Source organism: Pyxidicoccus xibeiensis, from assembly GCF_024198175.1.
Classification (GTDB): domain Bacteria; phylum Myxococcota; class Myxococcia; order Myxococcales; family Myxococcaceae; genus Myxococcus; species Myxococcus xibeiensis.
Genome location: NZ_JAJVKV010000001.1, coordinates 1,636,165 through 1,656,892, shown reverse-complemented (window position 1 = coordinate 1,656,892; position 20,728 = coordinate 1,636,165). Strand labels below are relative to the sequence as shown.

Sequence of the window (20,728 nt, the reverse complement as noted above, 5' to 3'; positions counted from 1 at the left end):
AAGTCGAGCCCGACGTCCCTGGGCTCAGTTGAAGGTGATGAGCGGCAGGTGGTAGCCGATGTGGAACCCGAGCGAGGCCGCCGGCCGGAGCGTAGGCGCCCCGTCGCCGCCCCCTGCTTCGAGGCTCGGCGTCCAGCGACCGTCCACGCCGATGACGAAGTCCTTGTAGCTCGCCCCGAGCGCCCCACCGAACGTCAGCGCATTGTAGGGCGTAGCCTTCGCGGTGCTCGAGCCATTCCCGGGGGTATCCACCACGACTGCGTACTGCCCCACGTCGGCGCCGAAGACCTGGCTGTAGAATGCCCAGGGACCGCTTCCCTGATAGGTCATGGCGATGCCCAGGGGCAGCGAGGGCTGGAAGGCGAAGCGCTCACGGCCGGGGACGAGCATGAATGAAGGGCGCAGCCCCGGCGTCACGGAAAGGGAGAAGAGGACTTCATGCCTGCGCATGCTCCGGTCCGAGCCGAGGTCCACCAGGCTCCGCAGGGCCTGCTTGCGAGCCAGGCGTTGCTCCTCGCGGTTGCGACTCGGGTCCATCGCGCCGTCCGCGGAGCTGTAGGTCCCCGCATAGCTGGCCATGGCGCTCGCGTAGCGCATCACGCGCTGGATGCGGAGCTTGCGGTCTGCATCCTCGCCGGTGTTGCCCGCTACCGCCAGAACGCCGCCGAGCACGGCGGAGGAGGCAGCGATGGCGACGGGAACATCCCGGTCCGAGACCGCATCGACCAGGTCGAAGAGCTGTTTCATTTTCTGCCGCTCCGTGTCGCAATTGGATTTTTCGGTGCTCTCACAGCCGTGCTCGAGCCAGTAGTCCGTGGTGTAGCGGAGGAAGGAGGTCGCGTGACGGGTGGCCTCCGAGGCGTCGGCCTGCGTCTTGGGCGACATGACCTCGAGCCCCTCCGTGACGATGTTGACGAGCGCGGCCTGGCGCCGGCGGAAATCGACGAGCCGGTCGAGGTCCTTTTCACGGGGGAAGTGCTCTACCGGGAGGTTGAAGAACTTCTCGGGGGACTCCAGGATGTTGCGGATGAAGTGGGTGTCGCAGCGGCCATTGGAATGGCAGAAGGCCAGCGTGGTGCCCGCGATGACCAGGTCCAGCTTCTGGTGGTAGGCAGCGTCACCCACAGGCAGCGTCTTGCCGAGCTGCTCGATGGCGCCCACCGCCTGCCGCACGACGAGCTGCGCATCTCCCAGGGACGCGCCCTTGCGCTCGAGCACGACCGTTCCCAGCAGCGCACCAAGGCTGGTGAATGCGGTCGCCAGCATCTGGGTCTCTGTCGTCTTGGGGAGATAGCTGGAGAAGCAGCGCGTGCTGTCCTTCTTGGCGCACTGCAGGTGCCGCTCTTGGGCTGTGAAGAGCGCGAGTGCCAGGCCATCCTTCAGCAGCGCTTGCTGGAGGTTCTTGGAAGCAGCGGTCAGGTCACGGAGGCGCACGTTCTTGATCGCCTCACAGGTGTTGCCGAACAAGTCGAAGGTGCGCTTGGCGGGCGGCTGGGCTTCTTTCTCGCCGACGAGTTTCGTCGTCAGCCAGCTGGCGGAATCCTCGCCGCACAGTCGCTCCGTCAGCAGTTCGTTTGTGGCCTGCAGGATTCTGGCCTCGGCTTCTTCGACCGCGACGTCCGCGACGGCCTGCATTGCATCGTCCACGAGCGTGGTCGGGTCGACCCCGAAGGCCCTGTTGGCTGAAGGCAGTGGGGTGTACTCCTCTCCCTTGTTCCCGAACCTGCTCAGCAGGTCATGCGGAGTGGCTGCCTGGAGGCGGCGGATGACGATGGGGATGCCAGTCCAGCCGCTGCTGCTCGGACATAGAGCGTCTGGACTCGACCCCGCGCCAGTCGCTGGCTTGCCGCTGTTCACGCCGGGCCATGGCGTGTCGCTGTTCTCCGATGCAGCGACCTGACGGTAGGCGCACAGCACGGCCCTGGATTGTTGGCCGAGCTGCTGGACGAGCTTGAAGCGGGACCATGACGTATCCACGAAGGCGGCCGTGGCATGGGGGATGGGAACGGCGTGCAGGGAGACCTGCCAGCAGCCCTTGGTCAGAAAGGCGTCACGTGCCAGGGGGGCCCGCTCCAGCGGCTCCCAGACGATGTCGAAGTGGGCTCCCAGGTCCTTCGGCTCTTCGGCTGTCTCGCCTGAACACTTCACCTTGTCGAAGCTCAGCTTCGTCAGGGACGGCGGCATCATGGCGGGAGTCACCTGGACGCGACCCGATTCGAACAGCTCGTCGCCTGTGGATGCATCAGGGGCACCGGCGCTGCTCACGCCATTCTTGGCACCCTGGAAGTCGGCGGCGATGTATCCATCCTCGACTTTGGTACTGAGCTCGACTTCCCGTGCGGAGGTCTGCCCCGCGTCGGGTGTTCCGGCGACGACCGCGACTCCGGCTTGGGACGAACCGCTTCCTCCCTCCACAGGCGGCTCCGCAGCCGTTGCCGTCGTCGCGATGCCCCACGTCATGAGCAGCGCCCATGGAATGGTCTTTCTCATACGTCCCCCCTTCGTTGGTTGAACCGGTTAAAGCCTGGACTCCGTCAGGACCCGCTCCAGCCACGGGGTGAGCGCATCCAGGCGTGTGTAGATGCCCCCCGCGCCGCAGACCGACATCGTCCCGGACAGGGAGCGCGAGGTGATGCCCAGCAATCGCCAGTCATGGACGAGCCGCTCTTTCCCCTGGGCGTCCTTGCACCGTCTCCCGTCGAAGACGGCCTCGTAGAGTCCGCCCCCGCTGTCCCCGCTGCACGTGTCGTAGCCAGGGCTGCCCATCAGCGCCCACTCGAAGGACGGGTTGCAGCCATGGCGAAGCGCCTGCTCGGCACTGCACCCTGAGTCGACGAGGCTCAGGAGCGTGACGTGCTTGTCTCCGAAGCCGAACCGGCCCGAGGGCGTCGACGCACCGAAGCCCACGTGCACTCCGCCAGCCTGGGCGGCGGGGGCCTTCGCTGGCTTCCAGGGGCGAATCTCGGCGTCGATGGGACCCGCGAGCTGGAGCACTGCCGCGTCGACGCGCCGGTCTGACGGCAGGAAGGTGCGGCTCACGGCCTGGCGAGTCGCCGGCCGCATGACGGAGTCTCCAGAGACGACCTCGGTCGCGGGTACGCAGTGCCGGGCCGTCAGCACCGCTCTGGGCGTCAGGAGCACTCCCGAGCACAGGCTTCTTCCAGCGCGTCCCACCGCGACCACCTCGGCAAAGGCAGGCTCTGGTGGGCACGGCGGGACCTCGACTGCCGGCTGCGGCTTCGGCGGCTCCTTGCATGCGTGCTCGGCCGCTGCCTCCAGCAAGCGGCTCAACTGCTCGGCCGTGACGCTGCCATCTCCGTTCAGGCCCACGTCAGCCTGCCGGGCATACGGCGCACATGCCGGCGACACGCCCTTCAGGGGGAACACGGAGTGCTGGAGTCCTCCCAGCCGCTGGGGGGGCACCGCGACCGAGCAGACGTTTCGCCCGGCGCCCGAGCGCCATTGCTCCCGGAACTCGTCCCGGAGCTGCTCCTGCGCGAACTCACACCAGCCCGACGCGCACTCCGGGCCCTTGCGCCGGCAGCTGGGGACGCCATCCGTTGCGAGCAGCAGGATGCGCGCGTCCCCGGAGCGTCCTTTACGGGCCAACTGCTGCGCGGCCGCCTGATACGCGCTGCTCAGGGGCGTATCGGTCAACGGGCCTTGGGACTTGAGCCCGGCGGCAAGCGCCGCCTCCGGTAGAGGGCGCCATTCGTAGCGCTGTGAGATGAATCCCGAGCTGCCGGAAGCAACCTGCTCCGGAGAGGGAAGGCACGCCTCAAGCGTGCCGGCGTCGACGACCTTCGGGTCGGCGTGGAAGGCTTCGACCTCGACCTGGAGCTGGCACGGCGGGGAACGGTGTTGGGAGGCTGCGGCGTCCAGTCGTTTCCCGAGGTCCCGGAGCTCCTGCCGGATGACGTCGAAGCGGGTCCCTCCATCCGGAACCCCGAGCCCCATGCTGCCCGAGACGTCGACCAGGACCTTCACCCAGACAGTCCCGGCTGGAGTGGCGCCGGCGTCCGGCGCGTCCGCCTTTGTGACGCCGGGCATGAGCAGCACGGCGGCGAAGGTCAGCAGCGTGTGCTGGAGCGTGCGCCCACCCCGGCTGCGATGGCGTACGGGCCTCGACGCAAAGGCAGAGCCCATGAAGTTCCCCCCTGGAACTCCTCAAGGCCTACCATGAATGATTGGGAAATGACAAACATAGCACAGTGCCAGTCTTTGGGGTCAAAAGCACCCCATGCCATGGGGCCAATGGCAATGGACTGACCTTCAGCATGGCCGGGCGCCGCAGCGGGCCGCCCGGCGTCATGCCCGCGCTCAGGACAGCGGCTCACCCGGAGGCCACTGGCGCTCCACGCCGGTGGGGTTCTGCGCGTACAGCTCGGCGAGGCGGGCCTTCACCTCCTCGACGGTGCCCACGATGACGTAGGTCCGCGTGTTGATGTCCTGGGGAACATCGCGCCCCATGCCGATGGTGACGCCCATCTTCGACGCGTTGTACGTGGTGTCCCCGCCGACGTTCGCCATGTCGAACTGGTGGAAGCGGTACTGGAGGTCGTCGTACTTCGCCTCGTCCGGAGACCACATGGCCATGGCGTGCTTGCCATCCGGCGAGGAGACGATGAGCGGCACGTTGCCGCCCTCGTCGTTGAAGCCATTGTTGTTCGGGTCGCTCGGGTCCAGCTCCGAGTGGACGCGCGGGTACTCGTGCGTCTCGCCGGTGGCGGGGTCGAAGCGGAAGTGCCGGTCGAACTCGGGCGGGAGGTAGTTCGTGGGGGCCTCCAGGTACATGCTCTGGTGCGGCGCGGCCAGGTGGATGTTCGTGTCGTACTGGATGACGTTGGGGTGGCCGCCCACGCCGGCCTTCACCGTCTTGCTCAGCGTGTCCTCGGACACCTCGGTGAGGTTCTTCGCCTTGGGGGCGTCGGGCCCGTTGTAGCCACCGGCGGGCTCGTTGGGCTCCAGCCAGTAGGCGGGGTTGACGGTGGTGGTGACGCCGCCGTCCTCCACCCTCACGCCCAGTATCTTCGTGGTGGACGTGAGCCCGTCGTGGTCCTGGTTGTTGCCGGCCTCGGTGGGCATCAGCGTCTCGCCGTTGCCATCCAGCGAGTACGCCACCTGCATCTGCCGGCCGTGGTCCTTGTTGTTGACGAACTGCTTGCCGTCGTAGACGAGGCTGTCGATGGCGCCGCCGAAGCGCCTGCTCGTGCCGAGCTGCACCATCTCGTTGCCGAAGGACGTGTCGCCGTCCTGCGGGCCGTAGACGCCGTAGGGCCCGGTGGGCTGCTGCGGGCCGGTGGGGCCACCCACGCCGCCCGCGTCCATCTTCCCGTCGGGCCACGCGGTGCCCAGCCGCTTCCCGTCGAGCCCGAAGGCCTGCACCTTGCCGCCCAGGTCCACGAGGTAGCCGTTCTGGAACTGCTGGAAGGGCACCGCTCCACGCGCGTCGGCCAGCGCCTTCACGTCCGGGTCATCCAGGAAGGGCGCGCCCGTCTTCAGCGCGTCCTCCCGGCCCGAGTCGGGGAAGCCGAGCACGGAGTTGGTGCCCTCCTTCCCGCTGGTGAAGGACGGGTCCGAGTACGCCTTGCAGATGTCGCCGTACACCTCGAAGGAGACCCACTGCGAGCGGTCGTCCGGCTTGAGGTCCTGGCCCTCTGGCGGGCGGCAGAAGGTGTACAGCTGCATCTGCCGGTCTTCGCTGCTGGGGAAGTCCTGGAAGAAGGCGGGGATGTTCTCGTTGCCGCCCACGGTGGAGCGGCCGGCGACGTACACGTCGCTGCGAGGGCCCGCGTGCAGCAGCGCGTTGGCGGCGTCATCCGGGAGCTGGGTGCCGCGCTTGCGGTTGAGCTCGGTGAGGGCGTTCAGCTTGAACTCGTTGCAGTAGTCCTGCCACTGCTGCACGGCCTGCTCGCGAGCCTCCGGCGTCGCATCCGGCGGCAGCGGGGGAGGCGGTGGCTTCGAGGTGGCGGCGGGCTCGGAGAAGGCGCGCACCGTGTTGCCCGACTCGAAGCGGCTCAACAAGAACAGGTCCAGCCGCTCCCGCTCGCGAGGCGTGTCCGTGGCCTCCGCGCTCGAAGTGGGCTCCTGCGTGGAAGCGGACTCCTGCGTCGACGCACTGCTGATACGGCTCTGGCTTGAAAATCTGGAAATACCGTCCACTCAACATCCCCCTCGATGGCGCGGGAGCGCCATGTCTCACGGGGATTATCGCGAACGGCGGCCGTGGGTTGCCTCACTCCCCCCGGACCTGGTTGACCATGACGGCGACGAAGACGACGAGGACCACCAGGCCGCAGACGCCGACCACTCCCACGGCTTCGAAGAGGCGGGCGATAGACTCGAGGACGCGGCCCACGGGGACCTCAGGGTTCGGCGAGGAGGAACAGCGCGTGGGCGCTGGCGATGGGGCGGGTGCGGTCATCCTGCCACGCTTCCACGCGCACGTTGGCGACGCGGCGGCCCTGGCGGGTGATGAGCGCCTTGGCGAAGGTGTCCTGGGCCTTGCCCGAGCGCAGGAAGTCCACGGTGAGCGAGATGACCTTGGGCACGCGCCCGGTGTCCGTCTGGAGGAGCAGCTCGAAGACGGCGGCGGACTCGAGCAGCGCGCCCAGGGTGCCGCCATGGAGCGCGGGCAGCAGGCTGTTGCCGATGAGCTTCGGCGCATAGGCCATGCGGCAGAGCATCTCTCCGGCGAGGTTCTCCACGCCGATGCCCATGTAGCGCGTGTACGGAATCGCGTCGGTGAGCTTGCGGTACTCGCGCGTCTTGCGCACCTCGCGCACGAGGCTGGCGAGCGGGGAGGAGGCGAGGTTCGTGTCGCTCATGGCCGTCACTCCTCCAGCTTCATGAAGGTGCCCTGCGCGGAGGCCACCGGGTTGGCGGTGTCGCCCTGGTGCACGAGCGCGCGCACGAACGCCACCTGGCGCGTCATCCGGTAGCACTCGGCCACGCAGGTGAGCGTGTTGCCGGGCTGGGCGGGGCGCAGGTAGTCGATGCGCAGGTCCAACGTGACGAGCGGAGCGAAGCGGCCCAGCTTGAGGAACACGGCGGAGCCGCAGGACGCGTCGATGAGCGTCGTCACCGCGCCGCCAGCGAGCACGCCCGTCTCCGGGTTGCCGACGAGGAAGTCGGCATAGGGCAGCTCGACCGTGGCTTCAGCGGGACCGATGTCCACCAGCTTCAGGCCGAGCGCATGGTTGTGCGGCACGACGTCCGTGTAGAACACGGAGCACCGCGCCAGCCGCCCGGCCTTGTCCTCGGGGAGATTGAAGTCCGACATGCGGTGCGGATAACAGAATCACCGCCGGGTGGCGCGAGGCGAATGCGGAGTTCCGCTGGCAGTGGACAGGCGAGCGGGCGTGCCCCCGCCCACCGTCCACCTGTCCACCTACGCCGCGACGGGAGGACCGGGCTCCACGGCGCCCAGCTGCTCCCACGCCTCCGCGAGCGACTCGCCGATGGGCCCCATCACCGAGTCATCCGACCAGTAGAAGGGATGCACCAGCGGAGTCCACGAGAACAGCGGGCCCTTGAGGCTCACGGCGCGGTCCTCCACGAGGTCGTGGTACGCGTCGCTGAGGGGCTGGAGCGGCCACGCGAAGACGTCATCGTCGTCATGGAAGTTGAGCCACTCGCCGCCCAGGCCGGGGTGGTGCTGCTCCAGCTCGGGCGCGGGCACCTGGACGGGCCTGTCCAGCGCCGAGTTCCGGTAGCGCAGGCTCCACAGCGCCATGGGAGTCCCCAGCGTGTAGAAGCGGCTGAGCGTCTCGCCGCGCTCCAGTGGAGAGTCGCCCTGCGCCGCGAGCACCGACGACTCGATGATGTCGCGTCCGTCCAGCCGGCGCGCCTGCAAGTCGTAGAAGTAGTTGCTGGCGATGACGGAGCCCAGGCTGTGCGAGATGACGCACAGGGGCGCGTCGTCTCCGGCGCGGGCGCGAAGCCGGCCGAGCGCCTCGGCCACCTTGCGATGGATGTCCGTGTACACGTCCGGGTCCGCGGGGTTGCTCTGGTACGCGATGATGTCGCCGACGAAGTGCACGATGAGCCAGCGCAGGCCGGGGTAGCGCAGGTCCATGCCGCGCAGTGACGGCCGCATCATGCGGAGCATCAGGGGCACCAGCGCGGACTCGCGGCCCTTGTTGACGGCGCGCACGCCGTCGTAGAGCGACTTCCAGTAGTCCTCCGCCTCCGGAGGGCTCTGCCGGGCGAGGAAGTCGCGCTCGGCGCCCTCCACCACGGAGGCCCAGCTCACGGTCTCCACCACCAGGGCATTGCCCGGCGCGGAGGGCGCATGCTCGCCGAAGTGCTGGCGCAGCAGGCGCAGGGCGGTGTCATAGAGGCCCGGGTCGTCCACCTCGATGCCGTGGATGACGAGAACGGCGAGCTTCTTCATGGCCGTTGCTCCTGGCCAGGACGCGGGCCGGTGGCCCGGACGGTGCTGCTCGGCTGCATGGAGGTCCCCCCTCGCGACGGTGGTGCGCATCGGGTGGAGCGGCCGAGGGCCCGTCCCTGACGGACAGCGCGCGCGTGGCTTCACCCGCAGGCGTACGTTACACGGACCGGAACAAGCCTGCCTGGCTGCCTGTTCACGGCCGGCATCCCTCCGCCCCAGGGGGCCGGGTAGTCTCGCACACCCGACACACCCCCGCCCCTCACGAGGACTTCTCCGTGAAACGACTGACCTCCGTCCTGTGCGCCGCGCTGCTCGTGCCCGCCGCGCTGCTGGCCGCGCAACCCTCCACGACGCCTCCCTCCGCCAGGCAGGACCAACCCCCCGCGCCGGACAAGAAGGACCAGGCCGCGAAGGACGCCGCCCGCGCCGCCGAGGTGGACGCCGGCACCCCTGCCACCCCGACTGCCGACGCCGCCAAGGACGCGGCGAAGGAGGGCAAGGACAAGGACGCGTGGAAGGTGGACGCGCCCGGGTTCCCCGCCACCCAGGTGAGCATCGACGTCACCGAGGGCACGTGGATGAACGTGGACGTGAGCCCGACGAACGACGAGCTCGTCTTCGACCTGCTGGGCGACATCTACGTGCTGCCCCTGGGCGGCGGCGAGGCGAAGGCGCTGACGTCCGGCGTCGCGTGGGACATGCAGCCGCGCTTCAGCCCGGACGGGAAGTCCATCGCCTTCACGAGCGACCGCGGCGGTGGCGACAACATCTGGGTGATGAAGCGGGACGGCACGGACGCGCAGGCGGTGACGCAGGAGAAGTTCCGCCTGCTCAACAGCCCGGCGTGGAGCCCGGACGGCAACTTCATCGTCGCGCGCAAGCACTTCACGGCGCGCCGCTCGCTGGGCGCGGGCGAGGTGTGGATGTACCACCGCTCCGGCGGCGAGGGCCTGCAGCTCACCGAGCGCGCCAACGAGCAGAAGGACCTGGGCGAGCCCGCGTTCTCTCCGGACGGCCGCTACGTCTACTTCAGCCAGGACATCACGCCGGGCAAGACGTTCGAGTACAACAAGGACCCCAACGGGGAAATCTACGCCATCCAGCGGCTCGACTTGGAGACGCGGGAAATCGACCCGTTCGTCACCGGGCCGGGGGGCTCCATCCGCCCCACGCCGTCGCGGGACGGGAAGCAGCTCGCGTTCATCCGCCGCGTGCGTACGAAGAGCGTCCTCTACGTCGCGGACGTGGCGTCCGGTGCGGAGCGCCCGCTGTACGACGGGCTCGACCGCGACATGCAGGAGACGTGGGCCATCCACGGCGTGTACCCGACGATGGCGTGGACGAGAGACCACAAGGCGCTGGTCCTCTGGGCGGGCGGCAAGCTGCGCCGCGTGGACGTGGCGTCGCGGAAGGTGACGGAGATTCCCTTCCACGTGAAGGGCACGCGCACGCTGTTCCAGGCGGTGCGCACGCCGCAGGCGGTGGCGCCCGAGCGCTTCGCGACGAAGCTGCTGCGCTGGGTGCAGGTGGCTCCGGAAGGCGACCGCGTGGTGTACCAGGCGCTGGGCAAGCTGTACGTGAAGGAGCTGCCGAACGGCACGCCGAAGCGGCTGACGAAGCAGGAGGACCACCTGGAGTTCTACCCGTCGTTCTCGCGCGACGGGAAGTCCATCGTCTACACGACGTGGGACGACGAGAAGCTGGGCACCATCCGCGTGGCGCCGGCGACGGGCGGCGAGGGCAAGGTGCTGACGACGCGGCAGGGCTACTACGTGGAGCCGGCGCTCAGCCCGGATGGGCGCTGGCTGGTGTACCGCGCGACGGGTGACGGCTACCTGATGCCGGGACAGTGGAGCCGGGAGACGGGCCTGTTCGTGATGCCTGCCAAGGGCGGCACGCCGCGGCGGCTGGCGAGGGACGGCGAGCAGCCGCACTTCGGCGCGAGCCTGGACCGCGTGTTCTTCCTGCACGTGGAGCAGAAGGAGAAGGAGGACGTGCGCTCCTTGAAGAGCATCGCCCTGGACGGCAGCCAGGAGCGCACGCACCTGACGAGCGCGGAGGCGACGGAGCTGCGCGTGTCGCCGGACGGGCAGTGGGTGGCGTTCCGGGAGAACTTCAACGCGTTCATCACGCCGTTCCCCCGGGGCGCGAAGTCGGCGACGGTGGGGCCGGAGGCGAAGGCGCTGCCGGTGGCGCGGGTGTCGAAGGACGCGGGCGAGTACCTGCACTGGGCGGGCAGGAGCCAGAGCCTGCACTGGGCCCTGGGGCCGCAGCTCTTCACGCGCGAGCTGAAGCAGGCTTTCCGCTTCATGGAGGGCGCGCCGGAGAAGCTGCCCGAGGCGCCGGAGAAGGGTGTGGACCTGTCCTTCCAGGTGAAGACGGACGTGCCGGAGGGCACGCTGGCGCTGGTGGGCGGGCGGGTCATCACCATGAAGGGTGACGAAGTGATTGAGCAGGGCGTGGTGGTGGTGCGGGGCAACCGCATCGTCGCGGTGGGGCCGGTGGGGAAGGTGCAGGTGCCGGCGGGGGCGAAGGTGGTGGACGTGAAGGGGAAGACGCTGATGCCGGGGCTCATCGACGTGCACTGGCACGGGTCCATGGGGGTGGACGGGCTGATGCCGGAGCAGAGCTGGGTGCATGCGGCGTCGCTGGCGTTCGGGGTGACGACGCTGCACGACCCGTCGAACTCGTCGGCGCACATCTTCGCGGCGAGCGAGCTGGGCAAGGCGGGCGGGCTGCTGGCGCCGCGCATCTTCTCGACGGGGACGATTCTGTACGGCGCGGCGGGGGCGGGCTACCGCACGCCGATTGAGACGCTGGACGATGCGCGCTCGCACCTGCGGCGGATGAAGGCGCTGGGGGCGTTCAGCGTGAAGAGCTACAACCAGCCGCGCAGAGACCAGCGGCAGAAGGTGCTCCAGGCGGCGCGCGAGCTGGACATGCTGGTGGTGCCAGAGGGCGGGTCGCTCCTGCAGCACAACCTGACGATGGTGGTGGATGGGCACACGGGGGTGGAGCACTCGATTCCGGTGGCGCGCATCTACGCGGACGTGCGGCAGCTCTGGTCGAAGAGCGGCACGGGCTACACGCCGACGCTGGGCGTGGCGTACGGCGGGTTGATGGGTGAGAACTACTGGTACCAGAAGACGAAGGTCTGGGAGGACGAGCGGCTGTTGTCCTTCGTGCCCCGGCGGGTGGTGGATGCGCGGAGCCGGCGTCCGCCGCAGTCGGCGCCGGACGACGAGTTCAACCACATCGACGTGGCGCGGGTGGCGCGCGAGCTGAACGACGCGGGCGTGAGCGTGCAGCTGGGCGCGCACGGCCAGCGTGAGGGCCTGGCGGCGCACTGGGAGCTGTGGATGTTCGGCCAGGGCGGGATGAAGCCGCTGCAGGCGCTGCGGGCAGGGACGCTGAGTGGAGCGCGCTACCTGGGCCTGGACGGGGAGGTGGGCTCGATGGAGGAGGGGAAGCTGGCGGACCTCATCGTGTTGGACAGGAACCCGCTGGAGGACCTGAAGAACAGCCGCACGGTGCGCTACACGATGGTGAACGGGCGGCTGTACGACGCGGCCACGCTGAACGAGGTGGGGACGCGGCAGCGCCAGCGCGCGAAGTTCTTCTTCGAGAAGGACGGCAACGAGGGCTGGAGCCCGAAGGCCACGGCGAACTCGCACACGCACAGCTGCGACTGACGTGAGCGGGAGCGGGACATCCTGGCGGTGAGCGTCAGGGTGTCCCGTGCTCCCATGCTTCAGGGGTCGTTTGGAGACTTCCGGGCGCGAAGCGCAAGCAGCTCACGTTCCACGAGACGATCCTTGTCGCGACCCAGGTGGCGTTTGACGGTGATGAGGTCATCCAGGCTGATGATTCGGCACTGGCGCCCATAGAGCTCCAGGGAGATTGCCCTGTCGGCCCAGTCTTTGTAGGGGCCCAGCGCCTGCACCTCGGAGAGGATATCGAGCCGGCCAAGGTCGGTGAGCAGGTAGAGGTTTCGATACGTGGCGAGCTCGCCCGCTGATTCCGTCACTGGCCGCTTGGGCCCCGCGAGTGCATACCGCGGATGGTAGGGAGCGAGCGCTTCGAGCAGGCGTGAGAAGTTGGCCTCGGTAAAGGGCGCTGCGATGTCGCAGTCCTGGGTGAAGGTCGCCGAGCCATGAGCAATGGCGGCAACCCCTCCGATGAGGACAAACTCCACGCCAGCGTCGAGCAGCAGGCGAAGGAGCTCAGGGGTTTGTTGCATCGTCGGTCAGGTTCTTGGGGCGCAGTGCCTCGTACAGCTCGGTCATGCGCTGCAGTTGCTCGATGCGCTCAGTAGGCGTCAGCTGGAGGTTCTCCTCGAGCAGGGATACATCCACGCCGGCCTCGATGGCCGCGTCCCAGTCCGGCCCATGGCTCGGATAGGCCTGCCGCAGCATCTCGCGCATATCCATGGCCTGATTGTAAGCCCGGTTCGGCCCCGACGCAGCCTTCCTCCAGGAGAATGTCCATGCCCGTCACATTCACCGAAGGAGACCTGCTCGACCAGCCGGTGGAGGCCATCGTCAACGCGTGGAACCGGAACATCATCCCCTGGTGGCTGCTGCTCCCGCAGGGCGTCTCCGGAGCCATCAAGCGCCGCGCGGGCCTGGCGCCCTTCCAGGCGCTCGCGAAGGTGGGGCCCATGCCGCTCGGCTCGGCGGTGGTGACGGCCGCGGGACGGCTCCCGTTCAAGGCCATCATCCACGTGGCCGGCATCAACCTGCTCTGGCGCGCGTCCGAGCGCTCCATCCAGGACTCCGTCCGCAACGCCCTCGCAAGAGCGCGCGAGCTGCAGCTCACCTCCCTCGCCTTCCCCCTTATCGGCACCGGCTCCGGTGGCTTCGACGAGGAGCGCTCCCTCCAGCTCATGTCCCAGGTGCTGGACGCGGAAGCCGGGACGCTCGACGTGCGCGTCGTCCGCTACCGGCCCTCCTGACGCCGCTTCCCTGGCATGACGTTCGCCGACGGCAAAGTCGCGGCGAAAGCCAGGGATGGGTGTCACGCGGAAACCATCCCGCACGCCCCGACCCTGGCCCGTTGAAACCGACAGCCCACTCCGCGTAACCGTGTCCGTCCCCGCATTCCCGGGGATGCACCCACACAACGAAGCGACACCAGGAGCAGACATCGTGAGCTCTCACATTATTGGAATTGCAAAAACAATCCGGTGGCAAGTCGGAGCGGTCCTCCTGACGGCCATGGTGGGCTGTGGCCAGGAGTCGCAGGCGCCCGCCGCACCGTCGGAGCAGGAGGCACTGCGCACCGCCGAGCAGCAGGCCCTGCACCTGGAGCCACCTGCCGGGTGTACCGAGGTCACCCTGGGCGAGCTGCAGAACGGCATCGAGCTGACGCCCGTGATGTACGGCTCGCAGCCGACGTACCGGGGTGTGTTCTCCAGCATGGGAGACCCCGCCGTCGCCGACCTCGCGCGCATCCGGCTGGACGTGAACACGGCCCCGGGCCTGTATGACCTGTCCACCGGCGGCGCCAACCTCTTCGCGTGCGAGCAGTGCGTCTGGGCCATCCAGGACTCCGGGACGACGGCGCAGCGGACGTTCGTCGCCGAGTCGGGCGCGCTGCTGCTCGCGCTCAAGGTCAACCCGCAGCAGACGATTGGCGCGCTCTCCAACGTCGTCCTGCGCCAGACGGTGGCGGCGCCGCCCCAGGGGGCGCCGTACACGGGCACCGCGCCGGTGGCGGGCGGAGAGTGCCGGTGGATTCGCTTCGCCACCTGGAACACTGTGCGCGACGGCGCGTGTGACCCGCGCGAGGGCTCGCTGACGTCCAACCTGTCGGGCCTCACCTGCGTCGCGGACAACTACGCGGCGGATGACGGCACGCTGGAGCGCTCGCTCGGCACGAAGACGCAGGGCGAGGCGTGTACGTACACGCCCGCCGTGGACGCCCACGCGCTCGCGTCCACGGACTGCGCCCAGGGCTACGCCTGCACCGACGCCTACACCGACGAGACACAGTGCATGGCCACGTGCGACTACAAGGCGGCGGACCCCGGCTGCCCGACCGGCACGGTGTGCGGCGTCTATGGTCTGTGCCAGCAGCAGGCCATCATGGAGCCCATCGGCTTCGCCTTCGACCCGGCGCTCATCGGCCAGCCGTGCGCCGGCTTCGCGGAGTTCTGTGGCGTCGAGGGCGACCGCGGCGTTTGCGCCATCCTGGTCGCCGGAGGCCAGTACACGTGCTACCGCTACGCGCGCGCCCGCTCGGAGTGCGCCGCGGGTGAGGAGCTGGGCTTCGTCAACTACCCGCTCTCCGGTGGCGGCAGCGACCGCACCTACGGGTTCTGCTACCCCGACGGGCGGTAGTCCCCACCAGGCCTGCCCGGGTGCCCAGAAGGCCCGGGCAGGTGAAGTCCGCACACGGAGCGGAGCGGCCCGCGGTGCGAGGCGGCCCTACCAGGGCGGCCCTCACACCCGGTGTCCGCAATCACCTATGCTCGCCCTCCTCTGTTCAGCGGTAGGGAGAACGGCTTGGTCGCGGGCACTCTGCTGTACGTCTCCACCCTCCTCGGTCCTTCACTCCATCGCGTCACGCGAGGGCTCCCTCCCCACCAGGCCTTCAAGGCGCGGGTGACGCCATGAGCGCCAGGGCCCTCCGGTGGAGCGGACTGCTGGCCCTGGGGCTGGTCCTGACGGGCTGCCCGGGAGATGACCCCGAGCCGGTGGGCGACCCCGTGCGCTTCGAGGTCGGTACCGGTGTCCAGTTCACCGCGCTGGAGGAAGGCGCCCCGCTGGAGCTGTTCCAGGGCGGCCAGGGCAGCCAGCACGTCTTCGTGTCCATGCGGGCCTGGGACCTCACCGAAATGGAGGCCCGCGTGGAGCTGGCCCTCGAGCGCACGTCTGACGGCGAGCGGGTGTCGTCCCGCTACAAGGTGGACCTGCGCTTCGAGCCGGGCCGCGCCGAGGGTGAGCCGGCCCTGCTGGAAGGACTGCTGCTGGTGGTGCCCGACGTGGCGCAGGCCGTGGGCCGGGAGGTGCGCCTGAAGGCGTCCTTCACCTCCGACCTCGGCCAGCACGGCAGCGACTCGCACACCGGCACGCTCGACTGGGCGGCCAATCCGTTCCCCTGAACCTCGCGGCACCTGGAGCACCCATGACGCGGCACCCGTTCCTCCCTCCCACGCGGCGCACGCGTGGCGCCTGGCTGTTGCCGCTGCTGCTGGGCGCATTGCTCACCGGCTGCCCGGATGACCCGGAGCCCGAGCCGGAGCCGGAGCCCGTAATCCCCTGGGCCACCGTGGCGGGGGCGCGCCCGGAGGCGCTGCTCTCCGTGTCGGGGCGCTCGCCCTCGGACGTGTGGGCGGTGGGCGCGGACCGGGGCCGGGGCCCCGCGGTGCTGCACTACGACGGGACGCGGTGGAGCGAGCTGCCCACCGGCCTGCGGGGAGACCTCTGGTGGGTGCATGCCTTCCAGGACGGCCCCGTGCTGATGGCGGGAGGCAACGGCACCGTCCTGCGCTACGAGGGCGGCGCCTTCACCCGCATGCGCACGCCGGGCCTGGCGCGGCACACGGTGTACGGCGTGTGGGGCGCGCGCGCGGATGACGTGTACGCGGTGGGCAGCGTCTCCGGCCGCAGCGGCTTCATCTGGCACTACGACGGCACGGAGTGGCGCGAGCGGGAGGTGCCGCACGCGGCCCTGCCTCGCACGGAGGATGGGGACATCCCCGGCTTCTTCAAGGTGTGGGGCACCGGCGCTGACGTGTACGTGGTGGGAGCGCAGGGCGTGGTGCTGCGCTCGCGCGCGGGCGGCGCGTTCACCGTCATCCCCACGGGCACCACCAGCCGGCTCTTCACGGTGCACGGCGCGGGCGGAGTCGTGGCGGTGGTGGGCGGCGAGGGCCAGGGAGAAATCCTGGAGCTGGACGAGGCGGCCGGCCGCTTCGTGAGCCGCTCTCCGGAGGGGTGCCCGCTGCTGCAGGGCGTGTCCCTCGCCGGGGACGGCACCGGCTGGGCCACGGGCTTCCGGGGCGAGGTGTACCGGCGCTCGGGCGGGAAGTGGGAGCGCGCGGACCTCGGCGCCTCGCCCACGCTGGAGTCCCTGCACGCGACGTGGACGGACCCGGAGGGTGGCGTGTGGGCCGTGGGCGGCAACGTGCTGTCGGGCTCGCTGGACGCGGGCGCGCTGCTGCACCGGGGGGCGCAGGTGGCGCAAGTCCCCGCCTGGGTGGACCCGGGCCCGCCGCCCGCGGCGACGTGTCCGGCGGCGGCGGTGGACCCGCGTCCGGCGGGCACGATTGCGCGCCGCTGGAACGAGCAGATTCTGGGCGCCATCCGCCGGGACATCCCCCGGCCGACGGTGCACGCGCGCAACCTCTACCACCTGTCCGCGGCCATGTGGGACGCGTGGGCCGCCTACGACGCGACGGCGGACGGCGTCTTCCTGCGCGAGAAGCACGGCGCGACGGACGTGGCGGCGGCGCGCGCGGAGGCCATCAGCTACGCGGCCTATCGCGTGCTCGCGCACCGGTACACCAAGGCCATTGGCGGGGCCGTGTCCGCGGCCTGCTTCCGGGACTTCATGGTGAAGCTCGGGTACGCGCCGGACGACACGGGCACGGCCGGGGACGGGCCGCGCGCGCTGGGCAACCGCATCGCGGAGGCCATCATCGGCGCGGGCGCGAATGACGGCGCCAACGAGCAGAACGACTACAAGGACACCACGGGCTTCCAGTTCGTGAACGCGCCGCTGGTGGTGGACGCGCCGGGGCAGACGCTGGCGGACCCCTCCGTGTGGCAGCCGCTCAACCTGGCGGTGGCCGTCACGCAGAACGGCATCATCACCGCCGCGGGCACGCAGGGCTACATCGGCGCGCACTGGGGCAAGGTGACGCCGTTCGCCCTGGCGCGGCCGGACGGGGGCGGGCTGTACCTGGACCCCGGCGCGCCGCCTTCGTTCGGCGCGGAGCTGCGCTCGCACGTGGTGGAGGTGCTGCGCAAGACGGACTGGCTGGGCAGCGATGAAATGGTGGACCTGTCCCCCGGGGCCTTCGGCAACAACAGCCTGGGCACCAATGACGGCACCGGCCACCCCGTCAACCCCATCACCGGCCAGCCGTATGCACCGCACCGCGTGCGGCGGGGCGACTTCGGGCGCGTGCTGGCGGAGTTCTGGGCGGACGGCCCGAAGTCGGAGACGCCGCCGGGCCACTGGAACGTGCTGGCCAACACCGTGGCGGACACGGCCGGCTTCTCGCGGCGCCTGTTCGGCACGGGCGAGGAGGTGGCGCCGCTGGAGTGGGACGTGAAGGTGTACCTGGCGCTCAACGGCGCGGTGCACGACGCGGCCATCGTCGCCTGGGAGGTGAAGCGCGCCTACGTCGCCGCGCGGCCCATCTCCCTGCTGCGCCACATGGGCCGGCTGGGCCAGTCCACGGAGCCCGACGGGCCGGCGTACCACCCGGACGGCCTGCCGCTGGTGCCGGGGCTCATCGAGGTGGTGACGGCGGAGAGCTCCGCGCCGGGGCAGCGCCACGCGCACCTGGCGCGCTTCCTGGGGCAGGTGGTGGTGCACTCCTGGCGGGGCGAGCCGGGAGACCGCCGCAACGAGGTGGGAGGCTCCGGGTGGATTCGGGCGGTGGACTGGATTCCCTTCCAGCTGCGCACCTTCGTGACGCCCGCCTTCCCGGGCTTCATCTCCGGGCACAGCACCTTCAGCCGCGCCTCCGCCGAGGTGCTCAGCCTGCTCACCGGCAGCGCGTACTTCCCCGGAGGCCTGGGGGAGTTCGTCGCGGGCCGCGACGCCTACCTCACCTTCGAGCGCGGCCCCACCACCGAGGTGCGGCTGCAGTGGGCCACGTACTACGACGCCGCGGACCAGGCGGGCCAGTCGCGGCTGTGGGGCGGCATCCACGTGACGCCGGATGACTTCGTGGGCCGCCGGCTGGGCAGCAGGGTGGGCCTGTCCGCCGTCACCCGCGCGCGGACCTTCTTCGAGGGCACCGCCGTCCCCTGAAAAGAAGAAGGGCTCCGGCGGTGAAGCCGGAGCCCTGATGAGGCCTGGGGTGCGCTCGCCTGGAGCGCGCCGTCAGGGAACTAGCAGAGACAGGTCCAGCTGCCGTCCGGCTCACGCTCCGAGCCGCAGTGGTTGCCCATGCTGTCGAGACAGACGGGCGCGGACTGCTCCGTCACGGTCCCCGGCGCGGGCGCCATGAACGGGAACATGGTGAAGCCGCGCTTCTCCAACTGGGCGGGGGACGTCTGGAACTCGGCGGCCAGCTCCGGCATCCACTGCTTCAGGTTCATCACCCGGCTGCTCGGGCAGATGACGGTGACCTTGGAGTGGTTCAGGCCCGGCTCCACGCGGAAGCCCAGGTTGCTGTTCCGCATGTCCACCGTCACCTGGCCGTCCGGCGAGGAGGCCTGCATGTCGGCGATGGAGACCACCTCGCGGCCATCCATGGTGACCTGCTGCTGGGTCTGCTCGGGCTCCGGGGCCGGCTCCTTACCACCACAAGCGATGAGGCCAGCGCACGCGGCGGCCATGGCGAGGTGCTTGAACATGGTGTCTCCAGTCCCCAGGTTGCAGGTATGAAACATGGATGGGGGGGAACCCTTATCTTTCATGCAAGCACGGAAAAGCAAGGGCACGGCGGGGAGATGGCCCCGGGGAGACACATGCCGGGTGGGTGGGGCTACTCCTTGCCCTCACCGCCGAGGATTTTCGGTGCCTGCGCGCGGTGGAAGCCCTCGTAGGGCTTGGAGGCGGAGGTCTCCTCGAGCGGGTAGATCTTCGTGTTGCACGAGGCGCCGCCATCAATCTTGATGACCTCGCCGGTGATGAAGGCGGCGGCGTCCGTGAGCAGGAAGACGATGGCGGCGCTGACCTCGGACTCGGTGGCCAGCCGCTGCAGCGGCACCTCCTTCTTGAGGAGGGGGATGAGGGCCTTGACGCCCTCGTCCTTGTAGCTGTCCATGCCACTGGAGACCACCCAGCCGGGGGCCACGGCATTCACGCGGGTGCCCGTCGAGGCCCACTCGACGGCGGCCGTCTGCGTGAGGTTGAGCATGCCCATGCGCGCCGCGCCCGAGTGCCCCATGCCCGGCATGCCGCCCCACGCATCCGCGAGCATGTTGACGATGGCGCCGCCGTGGTTGCTCATGGACTGGAGGAAGACCTCGCGGGCCATGAGGAAGCCACCGGTGAGGTTGGTGGCGACGACGGCGTCGAAGCCCTTCTTGGAGATGGCGGCCAGCGGAGACGGGAACTGACCGCCCGCGTTGTTGACCAGGCCGTGGATGACGCCGCGCGCGGCGACGATGCGGGCGACGGCGGCCTTCACGGCCTCCTCGTCACGGATGTCCAGCGCCTCGAGGGAGCAGGCGCCGCCGTCCTCCGTGATTTCGCGCGCGACGGCGTCCAGCTTCTCGCGCTTGCGGCCCAGCAGGACGACGTGCGCGCCGAGCGACGCCAGCTCGTGCGCGGTGCAGCGCCCGATGCCGCTGCCACCGCCGGTGACGATGATGGTGCGGTCCTTGAAGCAGCCCGGCGCGAAGAGAGAGCGGTAGCCCATGTCACCTCCAGAAGCGGCCGCGGTGTCCACCGGGGCCCGTGTTGGCATTGCGTTTCAAAGTGTCAGTCCTTCGCCCCACGCGAGCGCCGCGCCCCGAGTGCCTCTTCGAGCGTGCGAGCCCACCGGTGGAGGACCTTCTTGCGCCGGGCGCTGTCGTCGCGCAGCAGGTTGGCCAGCGCGAGGCCGCGGATGAGGTCGAGCGTGGCCTGGATGAGCTCGCGCACCTCCGGCTCCCGGTCATCCACGTCGAGCAGCTTCACCGTGAGCCGGTGGAACTCGCGTCCGACGCGCGCCTCCAGGGGCGCGAGCTGCGCGCGCAGCTCCGGGTCCGCCACGGCGGCCACCCACAGCTGCACGGCGGCGGTGAACAGCGGGCTGAGGTAGATGCCCGCGAGCATGTGGAGGATGCTCTCCGTGCGCCGGGCGTCCGTGGGGAGCTGCGCTGCCTGGCGGAGCACTTCCTCCACCTGCTGACTCCCGACGTACTCGACGGCCGCCGCCACCAGGTCGCCGCGCGTGGGGAAGTGGTGCTGGCAGGCGCCCCGGGACACGCCCGCCCGCTCGGCGATGACCGTCATGGTGGCGCCCGCCCACCCCAGCTCCGAGAGGGCGCCGAGGGCCGCCTCCATCAGCCGCTGGCGCGTGACGCGGCTGCGCTCCTGCTCCTGCCTGCCCGTCGCGCCGGATGACTCGCTCACGGGAGTCAGGATGGAAGTCGGAGGAGAAAAAAGCAAGCACGCTTGCTTTTTTAAGGACCGGCTCCCACACTTCCTCCAATCCAGGCG

17 protein-coding genes are annotated in these 20,728 nt (G+C 69.8%); 5 read left to right on the top strand and 12 right to left on the bottom strand.

All coding sequences use genetic code 11. The features are described from left to right. Window positions 1-24: 24 nt before the first annotated feature. The 7 genes from LXT23_RS06675 to LXT23_RS06650 form a co-directional block, all read right to left on the bottom strand. Window positions 25-2,460 carry a hypothetical protein gene (locus tag LXT23_RS06675; RefSeq protein ID WP_253979219.1) on the bottom strand — a complete coding sequence of 812 codons (2,436 nt, stop codon included), beginning with the start codon at window positions 2,458-2,460 and terminating at the stop codon, window positions 25-27. Window positions 2,461-2,517: 57 nt separating this feature from the next. Beyond that, window positions 2,518-4,146 (bottom strand): trypsin-like serine protease, encoded by a 1,629-nt coding sequence (locus tag LXT23_RS06670; protein ID WP_253979218.1) that lies wholly within the window; start codon window positions 4,144-4,146, stop codon window positions 2,518-2,520. Between the two features lie 174 nt (window positions 4,147-4,320). Then, entirely contained in the window at window positions 4,321-6,162 is a 1,842-nt protein-coding gene (locus LXT23_RS06665) for a hypothetical protein (protein WP_253979217.1), read from the bottom strand. Between the two features lie 73 nt (window positions 6,163-6,235). Beyond that, a complete protein-coding gene (locus LXT23_RS49585; RefSeq protein ID WP_256560512.1) occupies window positions 6,236-6,358 on the bottom strand; it encodes a hypothetical protein in 123 nt (40 codons plus the stop codon). Between the two features lie 7 nt (window positions 6,359-6,365). Further along, window positions 6,366-6,827, bottom strand: coding sequence for a PaaI family thioesterase (locus LXT23_RS06660; protein ID WP_253979216.1), 462 nt, complete (start codon window positions 6,825-6,827; stop codon window positions 6,366-6,368). Window positions 6,828-6,832: 5 nt separating this feature from the next. Continuing rightward, window positions 6,833-7,282 carry a PaaI family thioesterase gene (locus LXT23_RS06655; protein ID WP_253979215.1) on the bottom strand — a complete coding sequence of 150 codons (450 nt, stop codon included), beginning with the start codon at window positions 7,280-7,282 and terminating at the stop codon, window positions 6,833-6,835. 108 nt (window positions 7,283-7,390) lie between these two features. Beyond that, window positions 7,391-8,395, bottom strand: coding sequence for a hypothetical protein (locus LXT23_RS06650; protein ID WP_253979214.1), 1,005 nt, complete (start codon window positions 8,393-8,395; stop codon window positions 7,391-7,393). 275 nt (window positions 8,396-8,670) lie between these two features. On the opposite strand from LXT23_RS06650, the gene LXT23_RS06645 reads away from it, so the two are divergent. Beyond that, window positions 8,671-12,087 carry an amidohydrolase family protein gene (locus tag LXT23_RS06645; protein WP_253979213.1) on the top strand — a complete coding sequence of 1,139 codons (3,417 nt, stop codon included), beginning with the start codon at window positions 8,671-8,673 and terminating at the stop codon, window positions 12,085-12,087. A 59-nt stretch (window positions 12,088-12,146) separates the two neighbouring features. Here LXT23_RS06645 and LXT23_RS06640 read toward each other — a convergent pair whose 3' ends face one another. Together LXT23_RS06640 and LXT23_RS06635 are read right to left on the bottom strand one after the other, a co-directional pair. Beyond that, a complete protein-coding gene (locus LXT23_RS06640) occupies window positions 12,147-12,635 on the bottom strand; it encodes a nucleotidyltransferase (RefSeq protein WP_253979212.1) in 489 nt (162 codons plus the stop codon). Further along, window positions 12,619-12,825 (bottom strand): hypothetical protein, encoded by a 207-nt coding sequence (locus tag LXT23_RS06635; RefSeq protein ID WP_253979211.1) that lies wholly within the window; start codon window positions 12,823-12,825, stop codon window positions 12,619-12,621. The genes LXT23_RS06640 and LXT23_RS06635 overlap by 17 nt, the downstream gene beginning before the upstream one ends. A 56-nt stretch (window positions 12,826-12,881) precedes the next feature. Between LXT23_RS06635 and LXT23_RS06630 the strand changes: the two genes are divergently transcribed. The 4 genes from LXT23_RS06630 (at window position 12,882) to LXT23_RS06615 (ending at window position 18,385) form a co-directional block, all read left to right on the top strand. After that, window positions 12,882-13,349 (top strand): macro domain-containing protein, encoded by a 468-nt coding sequence (locus LXT23_RS06630; protein ID WP_253979210.1) that lies wholly within the window; start codon window positions 12,882-12,884, stop codon window positions 13,347-13,349. A 262-nt stretch (window positions 13,350-13,611) separates the two neighbouring features. Beyond that, window positions 13,612-14,736, top strand: a complete 1,125-nt coding sequence (locus LXT23_RS06625; RefSeq protein WP_253979209.1) for a hypothetical protein — start codon at window positions 13,612-13,614, stop codon at window positions 14,734-14,736. A 272-nt stretch (window positions 14,737-15,008) separates the two neighbouring features. Next, complete coding sequence (locus LXT23_RS06620; protein ID WP_253979208.1) at window positions 15,009-15,500, top strand: hypothetical protein; 492 nt, start codon at window positions 15,009-15,011, stop codon at window positions 15,498-15,500. Between the two features lie 23 nt (window positions 15,501-15,523). Next, window positions 15,524-18,385, top strand: coding sequence for a vanadium-dependent haloperoxidase (locus LXT23_RS06615; RefSeq protein WP_253979207.1), 2,862 nt, complete (start codon window positions 15,524-15,526; stop codon window positions 18,383-18,385). 80 nt (window positions 18,386-18,465) lie between these two features. On the opposite strand, the gene LXT23_RS06610 is transcribed toward LXT23_RS06615, so the two are convergent. The 3 genes from LXT23_RS06610 to LXT23_RS06600 form a co-directional block, all read right to left on the bottom strand. Continuing rightward, a complete protein-coding gene (locus LXT23_RS06610; protein WP_253979206.1) occupies window positions 18,466-18,933 on the bottom strand; it encodes a hypothetical protein in 468 nt (155 codons plus the stop codon). Between the two features lie 131 nt (window positions 18,934-19,064). Beyond that, entirely contained in the window at window positions 19,065-19,943 is an 879-nt protein-coding gene (locus LXT23_RS06605) for an SDR family oxidoreductase (protein WP_253979205.1), read from the bottom strand. A 62-nt stretch (window positions 19,944-20,005) separates the two neighbouring features. Beyond that, window positions 20,006-20,641 (bottom strand): TetR/AcrR family transcriptional regulator, encoded by a 636-nt coding sequence (locus tag LXT23_RS06600; RefSeq protein WP_253979204.1) that lies wholly within the window; start codon window positions 20,639-20,641, stop codon window positions 20,006-20,008. Between the last annotated feature and the right edge of the window lie 87 nt (window positions 20,642-20,728).